The organism is Enterococcus ureilyticus (assembly GCF_001730315.1).
Classification (GTDB): Bacteria; Bacillota; Bacilli; order Lactobacillales; family Enterococcaceae; genus Enterococcus_L; species Enterococcus_L ureilyticus.
In genome coordinates this window covers 37,919-61,075 of the sequence record NZ_MIKC01000001.1, presented here as the reverse complement: position 1 = coordinate 61,075, position 23,157 = coordinate 37,919, and the positions used below count along the sequence as shown (strand labels likewise).

Genomic DNA, 23,157 nt, shown 5'->3' with positions numbered 1-23,157 from the left:
AAACAGTATGGCAAATTATCGTGACCGCCGAGTAGGTCAAGAAATCATGCGTGAAATCAATGATATATTGAGAAAACGTGTCAGAGACCCACGTGTGCAAGATATTACAATTACCGATGTTCGAGTAACTGGCGATCTGCAACAAGCGACGATTTATTACAGTTTGTTATCTGATCTAGCTTCTGATCACCAAAAAGCGCAACAAGGATTAGATAAAGCCAAAGGATTGATCCGTAAAGAATTAGGACAGCATTTAACATTGTATAAAACGCCGGAACTGATTTTTGAAAAGGATGAGTCTGTTCAATATGGTAATCATATTGATGAATTGATTCGTAAATTGAATCAAGGAGAATAAAAAACGCAGTGAAATTGTGTATCACTAGAGCTGGAGAGGATGATCCTCTTCAGCTTTTTTAGTCTATTTCTAAAAAGAATAGCAAGAGAGTAAGATTTTCTTGTAATAGACTTATTTTTTGTAATTAAACTGAAAGAAAATGTAACAAATTTAACAATTAAATAAGACATATTTGTGCTATCATATTAGAATACGAGTATCGTTAAGAAATTGTTGAAGAAAATGGAGGGGCAATAGTGAAGAAAAAAAGCTTGTCATTATTAATTGTTAGTTTGGTTACAGTTGGAGGCACAATAGCGCCAATCAGTTCATTAGCTGAGACGACTGATAAAAAAATAGAACAGCAAGATAAAGAAATTTCTGCTTTAAAAGAAAAACAAAAAGGTGTAGCAGCACAAATTACAACCTTAGAAAATGAAATTTCTTCGATTTTTGATGATGGAATTGCTCTAAATAAACAAAAAACAGCTTTAACCGAAGAATCTGAACAACTAAAAAAAGATATTGAAGCATTAGATATACGTATTAACAAACGTACCGAAGCAATTCAAAAACAAGGTAGAAATGTTCAAGTAAATGGACAAGGTACACAAATTCTTGATATGCTTTTAAACGCTGAATCAATTTCAGACGCAGTTGGTCGCGTCCAAGCGATTTCATCAATTTTAACAGCGAATAATGACTTAGTGAAACAACAAAAAGAAGACAAAACACTTGTTGAAACTAAAAAATCAGATATTCAAAAAAACTTAGCTGATATTGAAGAAGCAACGGTTCAGCTTGAAAAAGAAAAAGAAAATCTTGTGGCAAAGCAAGCAGATTTGAATGTATTGAAGGCAGAAGTAGATTCAGAAACATCCGGAGCGGAAAGCTCAAAAAATACCTTGCTGAAACAGCAACAAGAAGCACTAAAAGCGCAACTTGAAAGTGAAGCAAAAAAGAAGACGGAGAAAAAAGCAACAGCATCTAGTCAACCTGAAAAACAAGCTGCTCAAAGTCAAGTAACAGATGAGCAGACGACGACAACAACTACTAACAATACAACAGACACAAATAATACAGGAGATACCAATTCAAGTGGAAGTAATTCAAACAATCAAGAAGTGACAAAACCTTCCGAAACACCTAAGCAGCCAGTTGTACCACCTGTTACTTCTGGTGACGCAACATTCCAAGCATTAAATGCCTTACGTACAGCTAACGGATTAAATCCAGTTAGTTGGGATGCAGGACTTGCAGCTGCAGCGACTAGTCGAGCGGCAATCATGCAAAACTATCAAGTACCTTCAGATCACTGGAATAGAGGAGACGAAGTGATTGCGTTCATGTTCGCCCCAGGAAATTCTGTGATCATGGCTTGGTATAATGAAACGAATATGTCATCGCCATCAGGAACAGGTCACAGAGACTGGGAAATGAATCCTAATATGACACGAGTTGGATTTGGTTATGTAGGAGATGTAATTGTGGGACATTCTGCTTAGTCCTTACTCTTTACTACAAATGAATTCAAGCAAAAAACACACGATCGGAGCGTAAGATAAGACTGTTACTTAGTTTTATTTTACGCTTTTTTAGTTTTAGAGAAAATAGGACTATTCAATGGACAAAAACAGTCATGCTTTAACTAGAACTTACTTTTAAAAAATGAATTTCTGAGTTCTTCTGTGCTATAATAAATAAGTTAATAATCTAATGGAGGAAAACAATGGACGGTATTTTACCTTTATGGAAAGAAGCTGGCATGACAAGTCATGACTGTGTTTTTAAACTAAGGAAAATTTTACATACGAAAAAAATTGGTCACGGTGGTACATTAGATCCAGATGTATCTGGAGTGCTACCTATTTGTATCGGCAAAGGAACGAAGGTAATCGAATATATGGTGGATTCTGGGAAAACATATGAAGGCGAGATTACATTAGGTTTTTCTACGACAACGGAGGATGCAAGTGGAGAAATCGTTGAACAAGAGACACTTGCCCAACCTTTTTCAAACGAAGAAATCGACGCCGCAATGAAAAATATGACTGGTACGATTACGCAAATTCCACCTATGTTTTCTGCAGTCAAAGTTAATGGTAAGCGTCTTTATGAGTATGCTAGAAATGGTGAAGAGGTTGAACGCCCAACCAGAAAAGCGATGATTTATTCTTTTGAACGTCTAAATGAACCTGAATTCGATGCCATAAAAGGAACTCAAAGCTGGCGATTTAAAGTGGTCTGTGGTAAAGGGACCTATGTTCGAACCTTGTCTGTGGATACAGGACTTATTTTAGGAGTGCCCGCACATATGTCTGACTTAACTCGAACTGCAAGTGGCGGCTTAACAGCAGAGCAAAGTTTAACGTTAGCGCAAGTGGCAGAAATTATGGAAAAAGAGACGATCGATGAGACATTGCTTCCAATCGAAATAGCAATCGAGCGTTTTCCAAGAATTGATTTATCTGAAAAACTTTATCAAAAAGTGAAAAATGGGGTCCGTTTTACCCCTGATGAACTTGGCTTAAAAGAAATGCCACGCGATTTAGTAGCATTATTTTATCAAGAGCAAGTGGTAAGCTTGTATATGGCCCATCCAACGAAACCCAATGTATTAAAACCTAGCAAGGTGCTAAGAAATAATTAATAGAAAGAAGTTTTATCATGCAAATCATTCCAATTAGACATCCGTACACTATAGACCAAATTCCAACGGATGAAGTCGTAATGGTCTTAGGTTTTTTTGATGGTGTTCATCGTGGACATCAAAAAGTGATTGAAACAGGAAAACAAATCGCGCAAGAAAAAGGCCTGAAATTAGCTGTAATGACCTTTAATCAGCATCCGTCTATCGTTTTTCAAAAAGTCTTGCCTGAAAATATGAAATATTTAAACAGCTTAGAACAAAAAGAACGATTGATGGCAAGTAAGGGTGTAGATATTTTATATGTAATTGAATTCACTTCCGCATTTGCTCATTTAGCGCCACAAGAATTTGTGGATCAATACATTGTCGGCTTACATGCCAAAGTGGCAGTATCTGGTTTTGATTATACATACGGTCCTAAAGAGATTGCCGATGTTGCTCACTTACCAGATTATGCTAAAGAGCGTTTTGAGATTGTTACTGTGAGCAAAGAAGAGCTTGACGGTGCAAAAATTAGTTCGACACGGATTCGTGAATTAATGGAAGCTGGCAAGATGGAGGAGGTCACTGAGTTATTAGGTTACGTCTATGAAACAGACGGAACGGTTGTTCACGGTGATGCTAGAGGTCGTTTATTAGGATTTCCTACTGCAAATATCAAGGTGAAAAGTACTGTGCGCCTGCCGCGAATCGGTGTTTATGCTGTGCAAATTCAAATAGGCAATAAATGGTATGTTGGTATGGGATCGATTGGGCATAATGACACGTTTGGTGATGGTCGTGATCTCACAGTTGAAGTATATATTTTAGATTTTCATCAAGATATATATGGGGAACAGGTCACTGTTAGGTGGACTCATTATTTACGCGATCAGGTTAAATTTGATGGAGCAGAAAGTTTGATTGTACAGCTGAAACAAGATGAACAAGATGCAGCAAATTATTTTTTATAAGCTTTTAGAGACTGGTTTAATATTTACCAGTTTTAAATAAAAAGACTAAATAGTCAGCCGATTTTCAAGGCTAACTATTTAGTCTTTTAGTTTACATTAGTGATAATGAGCTGAACAATGTAGAACTTGTTTCTTTTTGTTTTGTTCGTTGACAAGAGATGTTAGTTAGTGATGATAGAATTTTCTGTAAATGAGAAGACATATACGTATTTTAGGAATAAATAGACATGACTCGAAGTGGGAGGCTTTACAAAAGTAACCCCTGATCAAAAAAAAAAAAATCGTTAAAGCGTTGAAAAGAATGAACAAACAGTTGGCTTTATGGGAGACGGAATCAATGATGCTGGAGCGATGAAAGTGTCAGATGTTATTGTATTACAAAAAGACTTGATGGTTTTAAAAAAGGTATTATATCAGGTCGACGAGTCTTCAGCAATACAATGAAATATATCAAAATAACCGCAAGTTCTAATTTTGGTAATGTGTTTTTTGTTATTCCAGCAAGTATCTTTTTACCGTTTCTACCAGTAGCACCAATCCAATCACTCTTTTTAAATTTGGTTCATAATACGTCAGACATGTGTGGTCCGTGGGATATTGCGGGTGCTAAGTATGTAGAAAAAACTAAAAAATGGGAAGCTAAATCGATGGGTTCATTCATGAGATGGTTTGGCCGGACAAGTTCGATTTTTGAAATCGTAACGTATTTATTTTTAGTCAGATTGGTCAAAAAAATCTATATGAAAAAATATCGAAAATTGTTATAGAAAAAATAATGTTTATTTGCAAAATAGTATAACGAATGAATGGCATTTTGAGCTCTTTAAAGAATTAAATTGCCATTTTGTTTGTCTCTAATGGGTAATGAGTGATTATTGACTCAATTTAAACTATTTTATGGCTGAATATGTTAAGATAAGAGGCGTCTTCTATAGAATAGTCTAAAAATTAGAGGACTTGTAAATTGGAGGAATAAAAATTGAAAAACAAAAATACAAAGATTTCAGCTTATATACATATCCCGTTTTGTGAACATATCTGTTTCTACTGCGATTTTAATAAAGTTTTTCTGGAAGGTCAACCAGTTGATGAATATATCCAAAGCCTTTTGAAAGAGATTCGTCTGACCAAAGAGCAATATCCCAGCAAAACGACCGAAACGATTTACATAGGAGGCGGTACGCCAACTTCTTTATCAGCTAAACAGTTAGATGTATTATTAAAAGGTGTTCGTGAATTACTGCCGATCGACCCAGCAAATGAATTTACTATAGAAGCTAATCCAGGTGATCTAACCCAAGAAAAGCTACAAGTGATGAAAGAATATGGGGTAAATCGGTTATCCATGGGGGTTCAAACTTTTGATAATCAGCTGTTGAAAAAAATTGGACGCAAACATACTGCAGAAGATGTCTATGAGACTATGAAATTTTTAGAAAAAGAAGATTTTTTAAATGTGAGTATCGATTTGATCTATGCCTTACCTGGTCAAACGCTAGAAGGTTTTCAAGATACCTTGAAGCGGGCAATCGAACTTGACTTACCACACTATTCACTTTACTCTTTGATTTTGGAAAATAAAACAATGTTTATGAATTGGGTTCGCCAAGGTCGCCTACAGTTGCCAGATCAAGATGTGGAAGCCCAAATGTTTGAAGAAACAATCATTGCTATGGAAAAGGCCGGACGTCATCAATATGAAGTAAGCAATTTTGCTTTGAAAGGCCAGGAAAGTCAGCATAATTTAGTTTATTGGAATAATGATCACTACTATGGTTTTGGCGCAGGAGCAAGCGGCTACTTAGGTCATACTCGTTATCGAAATCATGGACCGATTCAGCATTATTTAAAACCATTAAAAGCAAACCAGCTACCCACTGTTGAAACAGAAATCCTGACATTGAATAATCAAATGGAAGAAGAGCTGTTCTTGGGTTTGCGAAAAATGAATGGTGTGTCAAAGAGAAAATTTGAAGAAAAATTTGGACGAGCGTTAAATCAAGTCTACAAAAAGACGATTCCTGACTTGGTTCAAAAAGGTTTGTTGCTGGAAAGTGACGGACATATCAAATTGACTGAACAAGGGCTTTTCATAGGGAATGACGTATTTGAAGCATTTCTTATTGATAAAGAAGAATAAGCTTAAGCTGTATGTTTAAGAACGAAACTAAGCATTAGTCTGCTTTAGTTTCGTTCTTTTTACGGTTTTTAGCACTCGTATACAAAGAGTGCTAAAAAATGTGTTTTTCTCTTGACAATTCTAACAGAACTTGCTATATTAATAATTGTATTAGCACTTGAATAACATGAGTGCTAATGAAGGGTGGTAACTATGATAACAGATAGACAAAAGAATATTTTGCGACTTATCATCCAAGAATACACGAATACAGGGACACCTGTAGGATCAAAGAAGTTGATGGAAGAAGGAATCAAGTCAAGTTCTGCAACGATCCGCAATGACATGAAAGCCTTGGAAGAACATGGGTTGCTATTAAAAACACATTCTTCTTCAGGTAGAATACCTTCAATGGATGGTTATCGCTACTATGTGGATCATCTACTAAGTCCGACAGAAGTTGAGCATGATGAATTAGAAACGATTCGTCATTCTTTTGGAAGAGAGTTTCATGAGATCAATGATATCATTGAGCAATCTGCTGAAATTCTTTCTAATTTGACTAGTTATACCGCTTTTTCTTTAGGACCAGAAGTGAAAGAACGAAAGCTAACAGGTTTTCGAATTGTTCCGCTGAATGAGCGGCAAATCATTGCGGTGATTGTCACAGATAAAGGCAATGTTGAAAGCCAAGTATTTGCAATTCCAGCATCAGTCTCCAGTCAAGATTTGGAAAAAATGACGCAAATTATCAATGATAAGCTTGTTGGTCAGCCTTTACTGACCGTATATCATCGTTTGCGAACGGAAATCCCGATGATTTTACATCGTTATTTTCAAACACCAGACGGCATGATGCGTTTATTCGATGCAATGTTAGGTCATGCATTTGAAGAAAAAGTATTTGTTAGCGGACGCATGAACGTGCTAGATTTTGGTTTAAAAGAAGACATCAATCAATTAAAGTCAGTTTACTCATTTATGAAAAATACAGATGCGCTTACACATTTGTTAACGACTGAAGATCAAGAGGATTCAGCGATTGCTATTCGAATCGGATCGGAAATCGGAAATGATTTACTGGATAACATGAGTATGATCACGGCGACATATGAAGTATCTGGACACGGTAAAGGAACGATTGCTCTATTAGGTCCAACAAGTATGCCATATTCAAAAATATTTAGTTTAGTGGATGTATTCCGCGATGAGCTAGCTTCAAAACTTGGTGCTTATTATCGTTTCCTTGATGAATAGCCATAAGTTGAAAATATAGAATTCTAATTAATTCTACGAAATTGAGAAGGGAAGTTGCCAGAGTGAGTAATAAAGAAGAAACGAATGAGGAATTACAGGAAGAACACATGGAAGCAATCGATGATTCCGGTGTTTCAGAGGTAGAAGCCGAAATGACAGAGTTAGAGAATGCCAAAGCAGAATTTTCTGAAATGGAAGATAAATTCTTAAGAGCGCGTGCCGAAATTGCTAATATGAGCAATCGTTTCAAAAATGAGCGTGAACTTTTAGTTCGCTATCGTTCACAAGATTTAGGTAAAAAATTATTACCTTCACTTGATAATTTAGAACGTGCGATGGCAATCGAAGTTGATGATGAACAAGGTGCAAGCCTGAAAAAAGGCATCTCGATGGTTTTAGAAAGTGTACAGGCTGCTTTGAAAGAAGAAGGCATCGAAGAAATTCCAACGATGGGTGAAGTTTTCGATCCTAATTTACATCAGGCAGTTCAAACGATTCCAGCGAGTGATGAAACACCAGCTGATACAATCGTTGAAGTCTTACAAAAAGGCTACAAATTACATGACCGCGTTTTACGAGCAAGCATGGTAATTGTTGCGCAGTAAACAACAAGATAAAATGCTTGTATTATATAAATTGAAAAATCAAAAATTAAAATGAAGATAGGAGATCATTAATTATGAGTAAAATTATTGGTATTGACTTAGGAACAACAAACTCAGCAGTTGCAGTATTAGAAGGCGGAGAAGCAAAAATCATTGCAAATCCAGAAGGAAATCGTACGACACCTTCAGTCGTATCATTCAAAAATGGTGAAATCCAAGTTGGTGAAGTCGCAAAACGTCAAGCCGTGACAAATCCACATACAATTGCCTCAATCAAACGTCATATGGGCGAAGCTGGCTATAAGGTAGAAGCTGATGGCAAATCTTATACACCGCAAGAAATTTCTGCAATGATCTTGCAATATTTAAAAGGGTTCGCAGAAGATTATCTTGGTGAAAAAGTGGATAAAGCCGTTATCACAGTTCCAGCTTACTTCAACGATGCACAACGTCAAGCAACAAAAGACGCTGGTAAAATCGCTGGTCTAGAAGTAGAACGTATCGTAAACGAACCAACAGCTGCTGCATTAGCATATGGTTTAGACAAAACAGATAAAGACGAAAAAGTATTAGTATTTGACCTTGGTGGTGGTACATTTGACGTATCGATCCTTGAATTAGGGGATGGCGTATTCGACGTATTATCAACTGCCGGAGATAATGAATTAGGTGGAGATGACTTTGACAACAAAATCATCGACTATATGGTAGCAGAATTCAAAAAAGAAAACGGTGTTGACTTATCTAAAGATAAAATGGCTGTTCAACGTTTGAAAGATGCTGCTGAAAAAGCGAAAAAAGATTTATCAGGTGTAACATCAACACAAATCAGCTTACCATTTATCACAGCAGGAGATGCTGGTCCATTGCACTTAGAAATGAACTTAACTCGTGCGAAATTCGATGAATTAACAAGTGATTTAGTAGAACGTACAAAAACTCCAGTACGCCAAGCGTTGAAAGATGCTGGTTTGAACCCATCTGAAATTGACGAAGTAATCTTGGTTGGTGGATCTACACGTATCCCGGCTGTTGTAGAAGCTGTACGTAAAGAAACAAACAAAGAACCAAACAAATCAGTAAACCCAGATGAAGTAGTTGCAATGGGAGCTGCGATCCAAGGTGGGGTTATTACAGGTGATGTGAAAGACGTTGTATTATTAGACGTAACACCATTATCATTAGGTATCGAAACAATGGGTGGCGTATTTACTAAGTTGATCGATCGTAATACAACGATCCCAACAAGTAAATCACAAGTATTTTCAACAGCAGCGGACAATCAACCAGCTGTAGATATTCATGTATTACAAGGTGAACGTCCAATGGCTGCGGACAATAAAACATTAGGTCGTTTCCAATTGACAGATATTCCAGCGGCTCCTCGTGGTGTGCCTCAAATCGAAGTAAGTTTTGATATCGATAAAAATGGTATCGTAAACGTACGTGCAAAAGATTTAGGAACGCAAAAAGAGCAAACAATCACAATCAAATCTTCTTCAGGTTTATCAGACGATGAAATCGAACGTATGGTGAAAGATGCTGAATCAAATGCTGAAGCTGATAAAGCACGTAAAGAAGAAGTTGATTTACGTAACGACGTTGACGCTTTATTATTCACTGTTGATAAAACATTGAAAGAATTAGAAGGTAAAGTAGACGCAGACGAAGTGAAAAAAGCAGAAGATGCTCGTGATGAGTTAAAAGCAGCTGTTGAAGCAAACGATATCGAACAAATGAAAGAAAAACGTGATTCATTAAACGAGATCGTTCAAAACTTAACTGTAAAACTTTATGAACAAGCAGCGCAACAACAAGCAGAAGAAAATCCAGAAGCTGCACAAGGTGGAGCAGACGATGTTGTAGATGCTGACTTTGAAGAAGTAGAAGGCGACGACAAATAATCCTTGATCGTTAACAAGCTGGCAAAGACCAAAGTCATCGCTTTGGTCTTTGCCTATCTTTATTTCTAGATAAAGATAGGCAAATCAAGGGAAGCTATTTTGCTTTTACTTAATTTGTGGTATGATTACAACGATGTTTTTATACAAATAAGTTGGCGTCGATCCTATTTTAGAATAAATGAAATAATAGTTGGAGGGGAACTAATGGCTACGAAAAGAGATTATTATGAAGTGCTTGGCCTTGCCAAAGGCGCTTCAGATGATGAAATAAAAAAAGCGTATCGTAAGCTTTCAAAACAATATCACCCAGATATCAATAAAGAAGCAGATGCAGAAGAAAAATTCAAAGAAGTTTCAGAAGCCTATGAAGTATTAAGTGATCCACAAAAAAAATCAGCCTACGATCAATATGGACATGCAGGCACTGATCCCAATTATGGCGGTGGCGCTGGTGGTTTTGGTGGTTTTGGCGGCGGCGGATTCAGTGGTGGCGGTGGTTTTGGTGGTTTTGAAGATATCTTCGATTCTTTCTTTGGCGGTGGCTCACGTAGTGTCGATCCAACTGCACCAAGACAAGGGGCTGATTTACAATATACTGTCAACCTTAAGTTTGAAGAAGCGATATTTGGTGTTGAAAAAGAAATCAAATATAACCGTGAAGATAACTGTGAAACCTGTGGAGGAAATGGTGCCAAACCAGGAACTCATCCTGAAACTTGCCACAAGTGTCATGGTTCTGGCTCGATCAATGTGGAACGTCAAACTCCACTTGGCCGAGTGATGAGTCGTCAAACCTGTGATGTGTGTCATGGTACTGGAAAAGAAATCAAAGATCCTTGCCCAACCTGTCACGGAACGGGACATGAGAAAAAAGCGCATAAAGTCAAAGTTAATGTTCCAGCTGGAGTAGAAGATGGACAACAAATGCGTTTAGCTAATCAAGGAGAAGCTGGTGTAAATGGCGGACCTTACGGGGATCTTTATGTTGTATTCAGCGTAGAAGATAGCAACATTTTTGACCGTGAAGGCTCAGAGATTTACTATGATTTACCATTAAGCTTTGTTCAAGCAGCACTTGGTGATGAAATCAAAGTACCAACTGTTCACGGAGATGTAAAATTAAAAATCCCTGCTGGTACTCAAACAGAAACGAATTTCCGTTTACGCGGTAAAGGGGCACCGCGCTTACGTGGCGGAGCTAATGGTGACCAGCATGTCAAGGTTAAAATCATTACGCCGAAAAACTTAAATGAGGAACAAAAAGAAGCCTTACGCACATTTGCTAAAGCTGGCGGTCAAACTGTAAGTGAGCAGCAAGAAGAAGGTTTCTTTGATAAAATGAAAGATGCCTTTGGCGGAAAGAAAAAAAAATAAAATAAAAGACTTCTCAACTTGTACTAGAGTAGTATAGGTTGAGAAGCCTTTTTGCTTATAATGATTATGCTTGATACTGCTCCAGTAACTTTTCAATCCGCCTTTTCAGTTCTGCTCTAACATGAATCGGGGCAAGACACTCACACTGGTTGCCAAAGCCTAAAAGTAAATTGTACCCAAACTCATCTTCCATAAAAGGAAAGTGAACGATTTGTTTATCAGGATCATTTGAAGGAGAAAAGGTCAGCTGCCCAAATTTGTCTATTAATTGTTCTTTGACTTTATGCGTCACTTTTAAAGTTGTAAGTGTAAAGTCACTACCGAAAAACGGCTCTTTCCCTAATGGTTTTGCTTGGAAGGCTCTAGGAATAAACGCTTCAGTCGATAACTGCAAATCAACTATTCTAGAAATCTTAAATATTCTGAAATCATTTTTGTTTAAACAGTAGGCTTGTAAATACCAACTGATCTCTTTTAAAACAAGACGATACGGTTCTACATACCGTTTAGTCTTTCGTCCCAGATTGTCTTCATACTCGAAATAAAGTAATCGTTGTTGATCCATAGCTGTCTTGATGATTTCCAAAAATGGCTGCAAGGTATGATTACTAGTCCAAGGTGTTAAATCAATTACAATTTGATTTGTTTTAAACTGAATCTCTTCTGAAAATTGAGTTGGAACAAGAGTTTTTATTTTTTCAACTGTTTGGCTAATCTGAATCGGAGAGATGGTGTTAGACAAACTTTCTAATGCAATCAACAAAGCAGTAATATCAGATGAAGTAAAAAATTGTTTATCTATTTTATAATTATCCATGATTTGGATGCCACCATTGACACCAGGAGATGAAGTTACGGGTATTCCCGCTTCGCTTAATGAGTTAATGTCTCGATAAATAGTCCGAACAGAGACCTCTAGTATGTTGGCTAATCTTGAAGCGCTAATTTGTTTTCGATCTAATAAGATCATGATGATTGCAAGTAGTCGTTCTGTTTTCATAAAAGCACCTTCTTTGATTTTCATTGGGAGTTAATTATCTTATTATAACGAAAAATGGGATCGCTTTGTGAAAATGAACAAAAATTATGTTGAATAATGTTGTAAAATTCCAAATTTTTGAATGATTGACTTTAGTAATTTTGGTTTATATAATGTTACTGTTGCGTAAAAACGTGCTAATTAATTGAGAGTTTGTACTAATATTTAAAATTGGCAAATGATGATAGCAACTATTTTTATTAATCTAATGTAAAAATTTAGTTGAGAAAGGAAGTCTAATATGCATCCATCTTTTTTTAGACAAACTCATCCGTTTGCTACGTCCAGTTATTATATAGCGGCATTATTAATCGTTATGAGTACAACAAACCCTGTGATCATTACTTGCTTTTTTTTGAGTAATGTATTACTTCGGCTACTTGACTTAAATGGTAAATCGAAAAAGTCGATGTTGTATCCGTTGTTTTTTATAGGAATGATCACTGTGACGAATCCACTATTTGTTCATAGAGGAGCCACAGTTATTTTCTTTTTTCTGAATAAGCCGATTACTGTGGAAGCTTTTATTTATGGTTTTTTTATGGGAATGACGATTGCTACAGTGATTTATTTATTTCAAAATTTTCAAAAGGCTGTTGACTCAGAACAGTTTTTTTACCTTTTTGGTAAACGATTTCCAAAATCTGGGTTGATTTTAGTATTGGTTTTGCGCTTGCTCCCCTTACTACAAAAATACCATCAAGAGTTGAATCAGATACAAAAAAATTTTCAGCAAACACATAGGCGGTATTTTTTTGAGCGCGCTAGGTATGGGTTAGATTTATTTGGTCATTTATTTTCATGGTCGTTGGAAAATGCGATGGACACAGCCGATTCGATGAGAGCACGCGGTTATGGTGTTTCTACTAGAAGCAGTTGTTTAACCTATCGTTGGCAGAAAAAAGATACCTTATTTTTGACAGCGATTGTCCTAGCATGCCTTTTTTTTATGGTTAGTATGATAAAAGGATTTTATCAGTTTAATTATTATCCTTATCACGATAACGTTTATAGACTGATGCAAAAAAATTGGTTGAGTTACTTATTTCTTTTTGGAGTAGCATGGCTCCCCTTATTGAAGCGCTTAAAGGAGGTAATAGTATGGAATATCTTGAAATCAAAGATCTAACATTTCAATATGCCGGAAGCAATAACTTGGTTTTGGACAACCTGTCGTTATCAATCACTCAAGGTGAATTTATTTTGATTTGCGGCACTTCTGGTAGTGGAAAGTCCACGTTATTGAAATTATTAAAGCCACAATTGGCACCAAACGGGAAGCAGACTGGGACGATTTATCTAAATAATAAATCAATCGACGCACTGCCAGCAGACTTTTCGACTGGTAAAATCGGCTATGTTATGCAAAATCCTGAAAACCAGATCGTGACGGAAAGTGTTTGGCAGGAATTAGCTTTTGGGCTAGAAAATCTAGGCACTCCTCCTTCAGAAATCAAGAGTCGGATTGCAGAAATGGTTAATTTTCTAGGTATTGAGGAACTGCTAGAACATCAAACGAGTGAATTATCTGGTGGTCAAATGCAGTTATTAAATCTAACTTCAGTTTTGCTCATGAAACCAGATATCTTGATTTTGGATGAACCGACAACACAGCTTGATCCGATAACTTCACAAAAATTTATCGATCTAATAGTACGATTAAATCGAGAAATGGGTCTCACCATTTTATTAGTTGAACATAGCTTAGAATCAGTATTTGCTTTGGCTGATCAAGTCATTATTTTGGATGATGGACAAGTGATTTTTGCGGGTGAGCCAAGGTCTATTTCTAATGGAATGAAGAAGAACAAAAACGTTGACCGTTTTGTTTATAGTCTACCCAGTGCTGTCCAAATATATCTCAATAGTAGCGTAGATGATGACTGCCCGCTAACTGTGGTTGAAGGGAAACGATTTTTGGCGCGTTATTTTCCATCCAGATCTTTTTTGCAGAAAGAAACCTTAACCAAAAAGAAAATGGTAAAAAGTATTCAGTTAAAAAACTGCTGGTTCCGTTATGAAAAAAAGAGTCGAGATATTTTAGCTGGCATTGATTTTGAGGTGTATACAGGAGAAATTTTTTCTTTAGTTGGAGGAAATGGGTCAGGGAAGACGACATTATTGAAAGTAATCGCTGGTATTTTGGACTGTTACCACGGGAAACTCTCACTTTTTGAGCAATCGTTTAAAAAGAATAAGGGAGTAGTAGGGTATTTACCGCAAGAGTCTCAAATGCTTTTTCTGAAAGACTCGGTAATTGAAGAGTACAAAATGTATTTACAGAGCCAAAATGTGGCTGAGGAAGACCAAAAAATACGCATTAAAAACGTTACAACGCTACTTGATTTAACGAAGATTTTAACGCAACATCCACTAGATTTAAGTGGAGGGGAGTGTCAAAGGGCAGCATTAGGGAAATTACTTTTAACTGATTCAAAAATTTTATTATTAGATGAACCAACAAAAGGCATCGATAATTTTGGGAAGAAGCAACTGATAAAATTATTAAAGGAGCTATCAAAACAAGGGAAAACTATTTTAGTCGTAACCCACGATTTAGATTTTGCTGCAGAATTATCAGACCGCTGCGGGTTATTGTTCCAAAATAAGTTAGTGACGACAGCCGAACCAACAGCATTTTTTAGTCATCATACATTTTACACAACGGCAGCTAGTCGCATATCACGGGATAATTTTGAGGGCTTAGTCACGACTGAGCAAGTTATCAAGGCATGTAGGCTAGTCAAAGGAGCTTCAGATGAACCAAGAAGAGATTAAACGAGTTGTGTTTAGAATAGCGACTATGCTGTTCTTGTTGATTATTGGGCTTGTGCTATTTCAAGCGAGTCAATACCAGATAATTTCTATGCTGTTAGTGATAGCTGCTTGTTTGCCAATTTATTACCGATATGAAAGAAAGCAGATCAATATTAAAGAATTAGTCTTGATCGCTATATTAACAGCGCTTGCTGTGCTAGGTAGGTTTTTATTTTATATGATTCCGGCAGTCACCCCAATGACAGCGATTATCATAATTTCAGGTATTTGTTTAGGTGCTGAAGTCGGTTTTTTAGTAGGTTCATTGTCAGCAATCACCTCAAATATGTTATTTGGTCAAGGTCCGTGGACACCATTTCAAATGTTTTCTTGGGGACTAATTGGTCTGGTGGCTGGATTGCCTTGGATGCAAACCATACTAAAAAAAAGTTATTTGTTTTTAGTCCTTTATGGAATAGCAGCCGGTTTTTTCTTTTCCTTTTTCATGGATCTATGGACGGTCTTTTCCATCGATCGTTTTTTTTCCTGGCAAAGGTATCTGGCACTCCTATTAAGTGCTGCGCCCTATACAATTTCTTATTGTTTTTCAAATGCTTTTTTCTCATGTTTACTTTTTCGATCTATCCAAACAAAACTTCAACGGATTTTAATTAAGTATGATATAAAATAATTCAAATTAAAGGTGGAACTATTAATGAAAAAAATGATAAAAGCATCGCTGATAGTAATACTACTCTTTTTCTTAGGCGCTTGTGGTAAAATAACGGATAAAAAAAATACAACGAACACAAGTGAAGAATCAATTAAGGTGACGATCATTTTAAAAGAAGATGACAAAGAATTTGATAAAAAAGAATTGGACATAAAAAAATCTGAGTCACTTCAAACGGTCATGGAGACAAACTATACAATTGAAATGGAGAAAGATTTTATCAGTGGTATTGATGGTCACTTGCAAGATGCTAAAGACAGTAAATATTGGCTGTATGATGTTAATGGTAAACAACCAGATGTAGGTGCGGTCGAATATTTTCTGAAAAATGGCGATACTGTTACTTGGACATTGAATAAAATATAAACGAATGAAACAAACCCTGACAATCAGTTGTCAGGGTTTGTTTGTTAGAATGAATTTGTCAGATAAATAATTGAAAAATAAAGGAGCAGACAATGATGAAAACAACAGAAGCATTTAAGCAAATCATGAATGAACAAACAGAAATTGCCTTAGCAACAAGTGTAGAGGAAATGCCCAATGTCCGAATCGTTAACTTTATTTACGATGAAGCCAAGAAATGTCTATTTTTCTCAACATTTAAAGGAAACGACAAAATCATTGAGTTTCAAAAGAATTCAAACGTCTCATTTACAACGATTCCAAATAATAATACGAATCATGTTCGTGTTCACTATGCCAAAGTCAAAAAGAGTGACCTCACTGTATATGACGTTGCAGAACAATGGATTAAAAAAATTCCAAGTTATGAGGAAAATATTAGACAAGCAGGTCCAATGCTTGAGCTATACGAAATTCATTTTTCAAAAGTGATTGTGATTTTAGGTATGAATAGTAAAGAAACGCTCGAATTATACTGTTGAAAAGGAGAGGTTAATATGAATTATTGGATTGGTGTTGCATCTAAAGATCATGTAGAGCTTGGAGTAGCTGGAGGCTTTTGTCAGTTATGTCATGGTAAATCGGCACCTTTGAATAAAATGAAAGTAGGAGATTGGCTAATTTATTATGCGCCAAAGCTGAGTTTACAAACAAGAGAAGCATGCCAGGAATTCATTGCAATCGGTCAGGTTTTACCAGGAGATACGTATTCATTTGAAATGGCACCAGGTTTTGTCCCTTTTAGAAAAGACATAGCTTTTTTAAAAAATATCAGATCGGTTCCATTACGTATTGTATCAGAGTTTCCCTTGTGGCAGAAGTATAGATCTCGTTTAAGATTTGGTCATTTTCAAATTCCAAAAGAGTTGTTTGAATTTATTGCTTCCAGTATGAAACAATCAGATTAAATAAAAAATCAGGACTAGAAGAAATGTTCTTTGTCCTGATTTTTTCGTACCCTAATTTGACTAATTACTCGTAACGTAATGCTTCAATAGGATCAAGTTTAGCCGCTTTTCGTGCGGGATAAACACCAAAGAATATCCCAATAGCACTAGAAAATAAGAGAACAGCTAAAATTGAACTTAATGTAAATTGAGCGGAAATATCTAACGCACTAGCAACACCTAGGGCCAAGAGTGCACCCAATGTCAGACCAATCAAGCCGCCGATCAAACATAAAATCACAGATTCTGTTAGGAATTGGAATAAAATATTACTGTCTGTTGCGCCCAAGGCCTTTCTTGTGCCGATTTCCCTTGTTCGTTCTGTAACTGAAACGAGCATAATGTTCATCACGCCTATTCCCCCTACAAGTAGCGCAATTGCGGCAACAGCAGCTATGAAGTTGATAAATAAGCCTAAAACATTATTTACTTGATCAAGTGCTTGTAAAAAGTTTGTTGCGGTATAAACTTTTTCACCAACAGCGTTATGACGTACAGAAAGAATATTGACGATTTGCTTAGAAACAGAGTCGATATCATCTTTTGATTTAGCAATGACGGTCAAACTAGTGATTTTAGTTGCATCCGGATTTAGATTGTTCGCTGTTGTGAGTGGAATCGAGATATACCCCATCATTTCCTCTTCGTCAAAGGAGCCGACCATTTTTTCTACAGTACTTTTGGTAACACCGATGATTCTTACGCTGATTTGCCCTTTTTGCCCACGTAAATTTATCTTCTCGCCAACCACATTTTCACGTCCATTAAAAAAATAACGCGCTGTATCAGCACTGATGACAGCGACTTTACTGCCTTCTGAATATTCAGTTGTATTAAAATAACGCCCATAAACGATCGCTTTATCCATTGTTTGATTCGTATATTGCAAATCTGGAGTTCCAGCCATGATCAAAGTTGCTTTGGATTTTTCATTGGCTGCGCCAACAGCTTGAATCGAAACAACAGGTGAAAGATGATCAATTTGCGGGATACCATCTTTTAAAGCTTTGATATCTTGACTCGTGATTTTTTGGCTATCTGTTGCATCTCGACTGGTTGAAACGGAAATCGTGGAAGCCCCTAAATCACTAAAAGTACCAGTAATTTGGCTCGTTGCACCATTCCCCACAGCTAAAATAGCAATAACGGCGGCAATTCCGATAATGATTCCCAGCATGGTTAGAAATGAACGCATTTTATTGGCTAAAATACTATCGATCGCCATTTTGAAACTTTCAATAATGCCCATAAGAAGGCTCCTTTCTAGACTGTTTTTCGGTCAGTTACAGGCTGATCATTAATGATCTCACCATCTTTAAAAGACACGATTCGTTTTGTATATTGCGCCACATCTGGTTCGTGAGTAACCATTACAACAGTTGTGCCTGCATCATTTAAATCTTGGAAGATTTTCATGATCTCCAAGGTTGTTTTTGAATCTAAATTACCAGTAGGTTCATCTGCCATCAAAACAGCAGGATCATTCACTATGGCGCGAGCAATGGCCACACGTTGTTTTTGTCCGCCCGAAATAGCGTTTGGGCGATGGGTGACACGATCAGCCAAGCCAACTTTTTTTAAGGCTTCTAAAGCTCGCTCCTTCCGATCTTTTGCTGAGATACCAGAATAAACCATAGGCAACGCAACATTATCTAAAAGAGACATCCGCGGCATTAAGTTGAACGATTGAAAAACAAAACCTATTTCTTTATTTCTGACATGAGCACTTTCATTACTAGAAAGGTTAGTGACGTCTTTTCCATTTAAAAAATAAGTCCCTTCATCGAAACGATCCAATAAACCAAGAATATTCATCATTGTTGATTTACCAGAACCGCTAGGACCCATAATAGAAGTAAATTCTCCTTGGGCAATATGTAAAGAAATATTTTTTAAAGCGATCAACTCTTCGCCACCAGTCTGGTAAATTTTTACTACATTTTTTAAATCAATCATTGTTTCACCTTCTATTCTTTGGTTACTGCAGTATTGTTTTTGATATCAGAGCTAGGAGAGAGGATAACTGTTTCGCCTTCTTTTAGACCACTTTTGATTTCAATCAATTTATCCGATTGAATTCCAATAGTGATTTTTGTTTCTTTGGCTTTTCCATCCTTAATAAGATAGACTATGGGATCATTTTTACTATTGTACGTTAGTGCCTCAATTGGTAAAGCAAGTACATTCTCTGCGGTGTTTGTCGTGATATCAACATCAACATCGAATCCCGAAAACAGATTTTCAGGTGCTTGATCAAATGTCACAATTGCACCTAGACTAGTAGAGGTTCCTGCAGTTGACTGAGTGCTTAGTGCTACAGGATCTTTCTCAGCAACTTTCCCTGAAAATGTTTGATTGCCGCTTATAATGTTCGCTTTCTGATCGATCGTTACAGCAGAAGCTTCAGAATTTGTTAAGGATAATTGAACCTTTAAAGTAGAAAGGTCATCTAATTGAATAGAGGGTTTCCCTTGTTGGGCATTTGTATCCGCCTGTTTTGCGACAATATTAACTTGGGTAATGGTCCCGCTAAAAGCCGCCGTTAATTGCAATCCGTTATCATACGTTGCTAAAACTTTATCTTTGTCCACATGATCACCAACAGATACGCTGACTTCGATAACGTTGCCCGTCCCCATTAAAGATTGGGTTTGATTCGGAATCAAGGTGCCAGTTGTAGAAAGGGTCTCGACAATGGTTTCTGTTTTGACTTCACCAGTTCGGACTTTACTTGCATTCGTTTTTCCAGAATTTCCTTGAACGAACAAGAGAATAATGATCACAACAGCAAGAAGTGCAATGATACTAAAAATTGTTTTTTTCTTCATGAGTGTCAACTCTTTTCTATTAATTTTCTGACAAGATGTCATTTATGTAAGCTTACCCTTTTTTTTATGAAAAGTCTAAGATTTATTTCAATTTTTTATAAGCATTATCGAAAAAAACGAATAACTGGTCTTTTTTAACAGTCTTTACTATTTGCGTTATAATAAAGAAAAAAAGACTGTAAGGAGAGCTGATAATGAAAGACTATGTCTATGCAATCAGTGATATTCATGGGGAATATGATCTGTTCCAAGCGTTGACGCGATATTATGATCCAGCGCTGCATCAATTGGTATTGATCGGTGATCTTAATGACCGCGGACCAAAAACGAAAGAGTGTTTTCTATCAGGGAAAGAGCTGACTGAAAAATATGGTGCTGTGTATTTAAGAGGAAATCATGAAGAATACTTTCTGCGATTTTTGCAAAGTCCAGAAGATTGGTTTCCTAGTTATATTCGTAATGGAGGGAAAGAAACGCTTGAAAGTTTATTACATAAGGGGGCATTAGAGGAGTATTCCCCTACTGAAATGAGCATGATGATCCGTAGTCGATACAAAGAGTTGATTGATTTTTTAGTCGAACGTCCATTGTATTTTGAATGGGGGAAATACGTATTTGTTCATGCTGGAGTGGATTTAACCAAGAAGGATTGGCATCAAACAAGTCCTCATGATTTTATTTGGATTAGAGAAGCATTTCATCAAGAAAAAAATAATACAGGCAAAACAATCGTTTTTGGTCATACGATCACACCGATGCTTCATGGTGATATGGAGACAACTAATCTGTGGCTTTCAGATAATAAAATTGGGATTGATGGCGGTGCCGTGTTTGGTGGCTCTGTTCATGGCGTGATTTTTGATCAAAATGGTATTGTACAGGATATTGAATATCAAAATTTAACTGGGCCATGGCAGCCAGATTTTTAAACTGACGTGAATTTTATTTGTATCACAGGAATGTAAAGCCTTGTTTAAGCTTTTCCTCGTCCTATATTTCAAGTCAAAAATATGCTAAAATGAAAAGGTATGTTAATGAAAAGAGGTATCTATATATGGCAGAAGCTTATAGTCAAGAAGTAGTTGATTTACTTCAAAAAGAATTGACGGAATATCGTCCAAAACAACTAACGACAGTGCTGACTTTATTAAATGAAGGAAACACTGTTCCTTTTATTGCACGTTATCGTAAAGAAATGACAGGTAGTTTAGATGAGGTACAAATTCGTGAAATCGAAGAACGGTATACGTATTTAGGCAATCTAGAAAAACGTAAAGAAGAAGTTTTACGTTTGATCGAAGAACAAGATAAACTAACAGAAGACTTAGCCAAATCTATTCAAAAAGCCACCAAAATGCAGCAAGTAGAAGATTTATATCGTCCTTACAAACAAAAACGCCGGACCAAAGCAACCATTGCAAAAGAAAAAGGACTTGAACCTTTGGCAGATTGGCTACAAAGTTTTCCTGTAGAAGCAGATGTTATGTTAGAAGCAGAAAAATATATCGATTTGGAAAAAGAAGTCGCTTCCGCTGAGGCTGCACTCCAAGGGGCACATGAAATCATCGCAGAGCGTGTGAGCGACGAGCCTAAATTTAGAAGTTGGATCCGGGATTTTACGTTCAAGCAAGGACAATACATCAGCACAGTAAAAAATGAAGAAAAAGATGAAAAATCTGTTTATGAAATGTATTATGATTTTTCCGAACCGGTCAGCAAAATGGTTTCCCACAGAGTATTAGCCACAAATCGCGGTGAAAAAGAAGATATTTTAAAGGTAGCAATTTTAGTCGACGAGGAAAAAATCAGCTCTTATTTGGAACGTCAATTGATCGGGAACAATAAACAATCGTCTAGTGCGCCGTATGTTGAAGCTGCCTATTTAGATAGCTATAAACGCTTTATCGGTCCAGCCATCGAACGCGAAATTCGTAATGAATTAACTGAAAAAGCAGATGAACAAGCCATCAATATTTTTGGAGAAAACTTACGTAATCTATTACTGCAACCACCATTGAAAGGCAAAGTGGTTTTAGGATTTGACCCGGCCTATCGTACAGGCTGTAAATTAGCAATCGTTGATGCGACCGGAAAAGTTTTAGCCATCCAAGTGATTTATCCGCATAAACCAGCATCCGGAGAAAAACGTGCCGCAGCAGGACCTACTTTCAATAAATTGATCGAAGAGCATCAAGTTGAAATGGTAGCAATCGGAAATGGAACCGCTAGTCGTGAATCAGAATTATTTGTTGCTGAACAGCTCAAACAAATCAAACGAGAAGTTTTTTATGTGATCGTCAATGAAGCTGGAGCATCTGTTTATTCGGCAAGCGATGTAGCAAGAGCTGAATTTCCAGAACTACAAGTCGAAGAAAGAAGTGCCGTCAGCATCGCTCGCCGTTTGCAAGATCCTTTAGCTGAATTAGTAAAAATCGATCCTAAAGCCGTTGGTGTAGGTCAATACCAACATGATGTGTCACAAAAACGTTTAGCAGAACAATTGGATTTCGTTGTAGAAACGGCTGTGAACCAAGTTGGCGTCAACGTAAATACCGCTAGCCCACAATTATTGCAACACATCTCTGGGTTAAACAAAACGACAGCCCAAAATTTAATGGCTTATCGTGATGAAAATGGCGCTTTTACTGCTCGTAATCAAGTAAAAAAAGTGCCACGTTTAGGACCAAAAGCTTATGAGCAAGCGATCGGTTTCTTACGAATTCCAAATGGAAAGAATATTTTGGACAATACCGGCATTCATCCTGAAAGTTATGACGTAGCAAAAGGAATTTTAGAAAAAGCAAATGTTCAATTAGGAGATCTTGGAACGAATGAAGCAATCCAAAAGATGAAAGCATTACCCTTAACCGAGTTAGAAACTGAGTTTGCCGTCGGTAGTGAAACACTAAAAGATATTATCGCCGCGCTAGTACAGCCAGGAAGAGATATGCGTGATGAGATGCCTGCACCTCTTTTAAGAAAAGATGTTTTATCTATGGAAGACCTTAAATCAGGTATGGAATTACAAGGAACCGTACGTAATGTGATCGATTTTGGCGCGTTTGTTGATATCGGTGTGAAACAAGATGGTTTAGTGCATATCTCAAAACTTAGCACAAAATTTGTGAAACATCCGACAGACATTGTTGCGGTAGGAGACGTTGTGACCGTTTGGGTGGAAGATGTTGATACGAAGAAAGGGCGCATCAGTTTAACGATGCTGCCACAAGCTGAAAGGAAAGAATAGTC

The 23,157-nt window shown here is 36.9% G+C and carries 21 protein-coding genes and 1 pseudogene; 18 read left to right on the top strand and 4 right to left on the bottom strand.

Translation table 11 applies throughout. The annotated features are described in order from the left end of the window. Positions 1–7 precede the first annotated feature (7 nt). The 10 genes and pseudogenes from rbfA (at position 8) to dnaJ (ending at position 11,199) form a co-directional block, all read left to right on the top strand. Complete coding sequence (rbfA, locus tag BCR24_RS00285) at positions 8–358, top strand: 30S ribosome-binding factor RbfA (RefSeq protein WP_069638564.1); 351 nt, start codon at positions 8–10, stop codon at positions 356–358. Positions 359–594: 236 nt separating this feature from the next. After that, positions 595–1,842, top strand: a complete 1,248-nt coding sequence (locus BCR24_RS00280) for a PcsB-like coiled-coil domain-containing protein (RefSeq protein WP_069638563.1) — start codon at positions 595–597, stop codon at positions 1,840–1,842. Between the two features lie 224 nt (positions 1,843–2,066). Beyond that, positions 2,067–2,987: a tRNA pseudouridine(55) synthase TruB gene (gene truB, locus BCR24_RS00275; protein WP_069638562.1), complete on the top strand. Its 921-nt coding sequence runs from the start codon at positions 2,067–2,069 to the stop codon at positions 2,985–2,987. Positions 2,988–3,004: 17 nt separating this feature from the next. Further along, positions 3,005–3,940, top strand: a complete 936-nt coding sequence (ribF, locus tag BCR24_RS00270; RefSeq protein ID WP_069638561.1) for a riboflavin biosynthesis protein RibF — start codon at positions 3,005–3,007, stop codon at positions 3,938–3,940. Positions 3,941–4,186: 246 nt separating this feature from the next. Continuing rightward, positions 4,187–4,668 (top strand): annotated as a pseudogene (locus tag BCR24_RS16315) (magnesium-translocating P-type ATPase); the annotation flags it as partial. 251 nt (positions 4,669–4,919) lie between these two features. Beyond that, positions 4,920–6,080 (top strand): radical SAM family heme chaperone HemW, encoded by a 1,161-nt coding sequence (gene hemW, locus BCR24_RS00260; RefSeq protein WP_069638559.1) that lies wholly within the window; start codon positions 4,920–4,922, stop codon positions 6,078–6,080. 192 nt (positions 6,081–6,272) lie between these two features. Next, positions 6,273–7,316, top strand: coding sequence for a heat-inducible transcriptional repressor HrcA (hrcA, locus tag BCR24_RS00255; protein WP_069638558.1), 1,044 nt, complete (start codon positions 6,273–6,275; stop codon positions 7,314–7,316). Positions 7,317–7,378: 62 nt separating this feature from the next. After that, on the top strand, positions 7,379–7,921 hold the full coding sequence (grpE, locus tag BCR24_RS00250; RefSeq protein WP_069638557.1) for a nucleotide exchange factor GrpE: 543 nt from the start codon (positions 7,379–7,381) through the stop codon (positions 7,919–7,921). A gap of 74 nt (positions 7,922–7,995) precedes the next feature. Next, positions 7,996–9,825, top strand: a complete 1,830-nt coding sequence (dnaK, locus tag BCR24_RS00245; RefSeq protein WP_069638556.1) for a molecular chaperone DnaK — start codon at positions 7,996–7,998, stop codon at positions 9,823–9,825. Positions 9,826–10,029: 204 nt separating this feature from the next. Further along, the gene (dnaJ, locus tag BCR24_RS00240; RefSeq protein ID WP_069638555.1) at positions 10,030–11,199 is read left to right on the top strand and encodes a molecular chaperone DnaJ; all 1,170 of its coding nucleotides are present in this window, start codon (positions 10,030–10,032) and stop codon (positions 11,197–11,199) included. A gap of 64 nt (positions 11,200–11,263) precedes the next feature. On the opposite strand, the gene BCR24_RS00235 is transcribed toward dnaJ, so the two are convergent. After that, positions 11,264–12,199 carry a helix-turn-helix transcriptional regulator gene (locus tag BCR24_RS00235; protein ID WP_069638554.1) on the bottom strand — a complete coding sequence of 312 codons (936 nt, stop codon included), beginning with the start codon at positions 12,197–12,199 and terminating at the stop codon, positions 11,264–11,266. 280 nt (positions 12,200–12,479) lie between these two features. Between BCR24_RS00235 and BCR24_RS00230 the strand changes: the two genes are divergently transcribed. From BCR24_RS00230 to BCR24_RS00205, 6 genes are all read left to right on the top strand, one after another. Then, complete coding sequence (locus BCR24_RS00230) at positions 12,480–13,367, top strand: energy-coupling factor transporter transmembrane component T (RefSeq protein ID WP_069638553.1); 888 nt, start codon at positions 12,480–12,482, stop codon at positions 13,365–13,367. Next, positions 13,340–15,016 carry an ABC transporter ATP-binding protein gene (locus tag BCR24_RS00225; protein WP_069638552.1) on the top strand — a complete coding sequence of 559 codons (1,677 nt, stop codon included), beginning with the start codon at positions 13,340–13,342 and terminating at the stop codon, positions 15,014–15,016. Before BCR24_RS00230 ends, BCR24_RS00225 begins: the two co-directional genes overlap by 28 nt. Continuing rightward, on the top strand, positions 14,997–15,686 hold the full coding sequence (locus tag BCR24_RS00220; protein WP_083244266.1) for an ECF transporter S component: 690 nt from the start codon (positions 14,997–14,999) through the stop codon (positions 15,684–15,686). The genes BCR24_RS00225 and BCR24_RS00220 overlap by 20 nt, the downstream gene beginning before the upstream one ends. Positions 15,687–15,710: 24 nt before the next feature. Continuing rightward, entirely contained in the window at positions 15,711–16,094 is a 384-nt protein-coding gene (locus tag BCR24_RS00215) for a DUF4430 domain-containing protein (RefSeq protein ID WP_069638551.1), read from the top strand. A 92-nt stretch (positions 16,095–16,186) separates the two neighbouring features. After that, positions 16,187–16,615 (top strand): pyridoxamine 5'-phosphate oxidase family protein, encoded by a 429-nt coding sequence (locus BCR24_RS00210; protein WP_239574076.1) that lies wholly within the window; start codon positions 16,187–16,189, stop codon positions 16,613–16,615. 15 nt (positions 16,616–16,630) lie between these two features. Beyond that, complete coding sequence (locus BCR24_RS00205) at positions 16,631–17,041, top strand: EVE domain-containing protein (RefSeq protein ID WP_069638549.1); 411 nt, start codon at positions 16,631–16,633, stop codon at positions 17,039–17,041. A 64-nt stretch (positions 17,042–17,105) separates the two neighbouring features. On the opposite strand, the gene BCR24_RS00200 is transcribed toward BCR24_RS00205, so the two are convergent. Genes BCR24_RS00200 through BCR24_RS00190 form a run of 3 tightly spaced genes read right to left on the bottom strand, consistent with a single transcriptional unit; the run spans position 17,106 to position 19,908 of the window. Further along, positions 17,106–18,329: an ABC transporter permease gene (locus BCR24_RS00200; protein ID WP_069638548.1), complete on the bottom strand. Its 1,224-nt coding sequence runs from the start codon at positions 18,327–18,329 to the stop codon at positions 17,106–17,108. Positions 18,330–18,343: 14 nt separating this feature from the next. Next, a complete protein-coding gene (locus tag BCR24_RS00195) occupies positions 18,344–19,036 on the bottom strand; it encodes an ABC transporter ATP-binding protein (protein ID WP_069638547.1) in 693 nt (230 codons plus the stop codon). An 11-nt stretch (positions 19,037–19,047) separates the two neighbouring features. After that, on the bottom strand, positions 19,048–19,908 hold the full coding sequence (locus BCR24_RS00190) for an efflux RND transporter periplasmic adaptor subunit (RefSeq protein ID WP_069638546.1): 861 nt from the start codon (positions 19,906–19,908) through the stop codon (positions 19,048–19,050). 194 nt (positions 19,909–20,102) lie between these two features. Here BCR24_RS00190 and BCR24_RS00185 point away from each other — a divergent pair, with 194 nt between their 5' ends. Both BCR24_RS00185 and BCR24_RS00180 read left to right on the top strand, forming a co-directional pair. After that, the gene (locus tag BCR24_RS00185) at positions 20,103–20,837 is read left to right on the top strand and encodes a metallophosphoesterase (protein WP_069638545.1); all 735 of its coding nucleotides are present in this window, start codon (positions 20,103–20,105) and stop codon (positions 20,835–20,837) included. Between the two features lie 125 nt (positions 20,838–20,962). Then, positions 20,963–23,155, top strand: a complete 2,193-nt coding sequence (locus tag BCR24_RS00180; protein WP_069638544.1) for a Tex family protein — start codon at positions 20,963–20,965, stop codon at positions 23,153–23,155. Positions 23,156–23,157 lie beyond the last annotated feature (2 nt).